This is a genomic window from Neisseria sp. HMSC070F02 (genome assembly GCF_001814225.1).
Taxonomy (GTDB): domain Bacteria; phylum Pseudomonadota; class Gammaproteobacteria; order Burkholderiales; family Neisseriaceae; genus Neisseria; species Neisseria meningitidis.
Genome location: NZ_KV815449.1, coordinates 1 through 4621 on the forward strand (window position 1 = coordinate 1; position 4621 = coordinate 4621).

Sequence of the window (4621 nt, forward strand, 5' to 3'; positions counted from 1 at the left end):
TTTGGATGAAACAGGATTTGACCGCTACCTGTTCTGTCCCTATACCCGCAGCCTGAAAGGGCAAATAGTAAAAGCGCAGATAAGTGGAAAAAGATACCAACGCTTATCTTTGGTGTCCGCACAAGTCGGCAACCGGCTGATTGCTCCGATGGTTTATCAAAATACGATGATCGGAGTCTTTTTTGAAGCGTGGTTTCAGCAATGCCTACTGCCCGCATTGACTCAAAAATCGGTGATTATTTTAGATAATGCGCGATTTCACCGTATGGGTGTCTTACGGGAAATGGCGGAAAAATTGGGACATAAGGTATTGCCTCTTGCACCTTATTTACCTGAGCTCAACCCGATTGAGAAAGTGTGGGCGAATATTAAGCGGTATCTGCGAACCGTTTTGTCTGATTACGCCCGATTTGACGATGCACTACTGTCCTATTTTGATTTTAATTGAATATACATTTGAATTAATTCGCACTTAATTTAAATGTGTTTTTAACTGTGCTTTATTTAAAGGCAATGAGAATGTGAAAGTATCGGATCAATCCCAAAGCAGCCTGCACTTTCGAAACGGGGTGCAGGCTGCTTTGGGAATTTCATAACCGTTTCAGCCTGCTTTATTCCGCAAATACCGTTTCCAACCCTAACCCGCTCTCTTTCACCAAGCGCAAATAAGCCAGCATGAATTTATACCGTGCTTGAGCCAGTTTCTGTTCTGCTTGGGCGACTTCCTGCCGCGCCCGTATTACTTCCAGCCGGTTGCGGATGCCGTATTGTTGGCCGGTTTCGGTCGATTTCAGTTTCAAACGGCTGCTTTCCAAAACCCGTTCTTGCGCCATGATTTGGTAACGCGCCGCACCGCTTTCGGTATAAGCCTGGCGTACGGCGAGTTTGATGTGCCGCTCGGTTGCGGTCAGCTGTGCTTCGGCGGCCCCGTATTGCGCTTCGGCTTCATGGATTTTGCCCGACAATTCTCCGCCGGTATAAAGCGGCAAATTCAACTGTACGCCGACGCTCATCCCTTTGCCCCGATAGTGGTAGTCATTATTCTGCGCAGATGAAGTGTAGAGGTTATTCTGATAGCCGACATGGGCAGAAACGGTGGGATAGCGGCTGTTCTGTGCTGCCCGAAGCGCCTGTCCGCTGCTTTGCAGGGCAAGCTGCTGCATCCGGTATTCATGATTGTTGGATAAGGCAATGCGCTGCCATTCATCCAGACTGTAACGTTCCAGCTTGGGCAGATAGCGTGCCAACAGGTTGGCGGTATCTATGGCCTCGATTTGTTTGCTATCCAGGTCGGTGTAGTCGTTCAACTGGTTTTCATAGGTTTGTTTCTCAGCCAATACGGCGATTTCTTGGGCCAGGGCATTGTCGTAACCGGCTTTGGCTTCGTGAATATCCAGCGCGGTGGCAGCACCTTTATTGAATAAAGCCTGCGCCTGCCTTACCTGCTGGGCATAAGCCTCTTTTTCCGCCGCATGGGCGGCAACGGTGTCTCGGCTGAGTAAAACGTTGAAATAACTTTCGGCAACTTTCAACAGCAATTCTTCGCGTGCCGCATCGAAACGCTGTTCTGCAGCCTGCGTATCGAACCTGCTTTGGCGGTATTGTGCAAATTTGGCAGCGTCAAATAAGGTTTGTCCCACCTGCACGCTCCATCCCTGTGTTTCGCGGGTGGAAGAAATCGATGGCGGCTGGCGCTGGTAGCTGGCATTGGCGGATACATGGGGAAGGAATGCGGCCTTGGCTTGTTGTTGCCGTGCGCGCACTGCATCACGCTGGTAATGGGACGCTTGAAAATCAGCCGAATGTTGCTGCGCCGCCCGCCATGCTTCAGGCAGCGTAAAAGCCGAAACGGATGGGGAAAGGGATAGTGGCAAGGTAAAAAGTGAAACGGGTAGGATATATTTGGAAAAATAGGATTTCATAGCCGAAAATAGTTCATGTTGCAAATAGGGCGTCAGTGTCAGGCAAACGGAAATACCGTAATCTTGCATTATCATTAGATTGAGCAATGTCATCCGGGCAATGGTTTCAGGCAGTCTGCATGTCCGAACCGGCGGATAACAAATGCCCAGTACGGATCCGCCTATCGCTCCCTAAAGCTTTCGTCCAATTTGGTTTGCAGCGGGCTTAACAGATAATCCAGCACCCGCCGTTTACCCGTTTTAATCTCCGCCGTGACATTCATGCCCGCCGTCAGATTCACTGCTTTGCCGTCAATATTCAAGGTATGTTTGTCCAGCGACACCACCGCCGTATAAACCAAGCCCAACTGTTCGTGGCTTACCGCATCATGGCTGACACTTTTCACCTTGCCCGTCAGATAACCGTAGCGCGTATAGGGAAAGCTCTCAATCTTCACCACCGCATCCTGTCCCTGTTCCACAAAACCGATGTCTTTGTTCAATACCAAAACTTCCACGTCCATTTTGTCGTCATCGGGCGCAATCACCATCATTTTTTGGGCAGCCTGCACCACACCGCCCACCGTATAGGTGGCCAATTCCTGCACCGTGCCGTCCGCAGGCGACTGTATTGTCATCAGCTGCTGCCGCTGCTTTGCCTTATCCGTTTGGCCGCGGTATTGGTCAATCTGTTCGTTTGCCTGGCGCAGCGCATCCAGCGTATCGCGTTTCAGGTTCTGCGTATTCAGCACCCGATTCTGCTCCGCCTGTGCAATGGCCGCCTGAATCTGCCTCATCTGACCGCGCGTACTTTCCAAATCGTTCCAATTGCTGACCGATTTGCTCTGCTGCTCCAAAAACGCATGTTCCGAAATAAAATTGTCGGCCCGCAAACGGCGGTAGTCTGCTGTTTTCTGCTGCTCGATCGCCCCCACCGAAACCAGCTTCTGCTCCTGCGCCTTGGCCGACTGCAATTCCGCCTGATGGCCGCGCAAAGCCGACTGCAATTGCGCATCCTGCGCCGCCCATGCCTGATACTGGTGCTGCGCCAACACCTGCGCCGATTGCACATCGGCATCGGAGAGACCTAAAGACCGTGCTTGCGCCATATCGATATGCGGCACGGTACGGCTTTCCAATGCCGCCAATACCGCTTCATAACGCAGTTTGGACAATTGGGCAGCCTGCAAAGCCTGCTCCGACTGCACCACATCGCTGTCTGTTCCCACAGCCTCCAGTTCCGCCAGCGTTTCTCCCTGTTTCACATGCTGCCCGTCGCGCACATGTACCGCCTTAACCACCGCCGTTTCCAGCGGCTGGATGGTTTTGCTGCGCCCGCCCGACACCGTTTTGCCCGAAGCCGCCGCCACAATATCGATTTTGCCGAACCAGGACCACAACAAAGCCAAAAGCGCAAACGCCATAATAAAACGCGCCGCCCATTTCGGAGCGGCAGAGACCGGCGTATCGGTCAGTTCCAAATGCGCGGGCAAAAACGCCTGTTCTTCCGCCGTGCGTTTGGGCGGTTTCAACTGGTCGCGCACCGCCCAAACATTGCGCCATACAGTAATGTATCGAGAAAGAAAGGATTTCAGGGCGGAGAAAAACATAACGGGTATAACCTTGGCAATATAGAAACAGGAAACAATATAAATATGTAAAGGAATTTTAACGGAAAGCGCGGCAGCTGTTAAGGGAAAGGCGGGAATATTGACAAAAAATACCCAAGTCGTTACAAATATTCATTATTTTACTGCGTAACGCAACGCTGAAGCGCAGGCTACTTTTGAGATGCGGCAAGGTTCGGCAAAAAGCAGCCTGCACATTTAACCACAGGAACTACCCATGTTTACCACAAACGATTTACGCCATTTCCTAGAAGGTTTGGCCATCCTATTCTCAATCGGCTATTGGGACACCATGCTGCTGTTGCTTTGGTTTCTCGTCCGCTTTGCCTACAAAAAACCCCGGCAAAATCCTTTCAGGCAGCCTGACCGCCGCCGCTATCCTGATGCTGTTTGTTTGGATTATTCCCAAACAATTCTGCCCGAGCAAAGAAGAAATACAGGCACAAGAAGAGTGGGACAGAAAATACAAAGAAGCCGAAGCCGTGTTTAACGAACAATGCAAAACGGCGGGGGAAAGATTTACCAGACGGCGGACAATGTGGAAGGGATTATGCTGTTGAAGGTAGTACCTGAGCGTACCGTTTCGGCAGATGCAAAAACCAGAGACCCGATGTGGGACAATGCGGCTTTACAGACCAGCGAAGGCGTAAATTTTATTGCTCGTTTCCTAGGATTTTTTAGCGATGGGGAATACCGCTATGTGGATGTCCTGCAACCCAACCATTCCGATATTATTCGGTATTCAGGTAAAGATTTTCCGCTAAATCAAATACTTAACCATATACACCCCGCCCGTTATGCGGTAACGTTCGAAAACAATGTCGATTCCAAGCTGCGCAGGCACTGAGTGGCAGGTGCGACCATACGGATTATCGACCGCCAAACTGACGAAGTGATTGCCAAGAAAACCATCTATGTCTTTGAAAAAGGCTTGGACGGCACGGGTGGGGCGAGAATGCCGTGGAAGTTTGCTATCTTGTGCAATAAAGAAAGACTTACTTCTTCAGAGCCGTTATCGGATTTTGTTCTTAGCGTTTTAAAACCTTATATATTGCGTCCCTTATATATTGCGTCCCTAAGAAGGGACGATTA

The 4621-nt window shown here is 50.4% G+C and carries 5 protein-coding genes and 1 pseudogene; 4 read left to right on the top strand and 2 right to left on the bottom strand.

What is annotated here, in order from left to right; translation table 11 throughout:
* Positions 1-448 (top strand): annotated as a pseudogene (locus HMPREF2959_RS07110) (IS630 family transposase); the annotation flags it as partial.
* A gap of 163 nt (positions 449-611) precedes the next feature.
* On the opposite strand, the gene HMPREF2959_RS07115 reads toward HMPREF2959_RS07110, so the two are convergent.
* Positions 612-2015: a TolC family protein gene (locus HMPREF2959_RS07115; protein WP_002212583.1), complete on the bottom strand. Its 1404-nt coding sequence runs from the start codon at positions 2013-2015 to the stop codon at positions 612-614.
* A gap of 68 nt (positions 2016-2083) precedes the next feature.
* A complete protein-coding gene (locus HMPREF2959_RS07120; protein WP_002218333.1) occupies positions 2084-3511 on the bottom strand; it encodes an HlyD family type I secretion periplasmic adaptor subunit in 1428 nt (475 codons plus the stop codon).
* 235 nt (positions 3512-3746) lie between these two features.
* On the opposite strand from HMPREF2959_RS07120, the gene HMPREF2959_RS07125 reads away from it, so the two are divergent.
* The 3 genes from HMPREF2959_RS07125 to HMPREF2959_RS12930 all read left to right on the top strand — a co-directional run.
* Positions 3747-4019, top strand: coding sequence for a hypothetical protein (locus HMPREF2959_RS07125; RefSeq protein ID WP_002218332.1), 273 nt, complete (start codon positions 3747-3749; stop codon positions 4017-4019).
* A gap of 6 nt (positions 4020-4025) precedes the next feature.
* A complete protein-coding gene (locus HMPREF2959_RS07130) occupies positions 4026-4376 on the top strand; it encodes a hypothetical protein (protein WP_002218331.1) in 351 nt (116 codons plus the stop codon).
* On the top strand, positions 4377-4621 hold a 245-nt coding region (locus tag HMPREF2959_RS12930), incomplete at its 3' end, for a hypothetical protein (protein WP_002218330.1).

Coding starts and splice junctions, on each gene's coding strand:
- HMPREF2959_RS07115 (WP_002212583.1), bottom strand. CDS start 2,015: ATGACATTGCTCAATCTAATGATAATGCAAGATTACGGTATTTCCGTT.
- HMPREF2959_RS07120 (WP_002218333.1), bottom strand. CDS start 3,511: ATGTTTTTCTCCGCCCTGAAATCCTTTCTTTCTCGATACATTACTGTA.
- HMPREF2959_RS07125 (WP_002218332.1), top strand. CDS start 3,747: ATGTTTACCACAAACGATTTACGCCATTTCCTAGAAGGTTTGGCCATC.
- HMPREF2959_RS07130 (WP_002218331.1), top strand. CDS start 4,026: ATGCAAAACGGCGGGGGAAAGATTTACCAGACGGCGGACAATGTGGAA.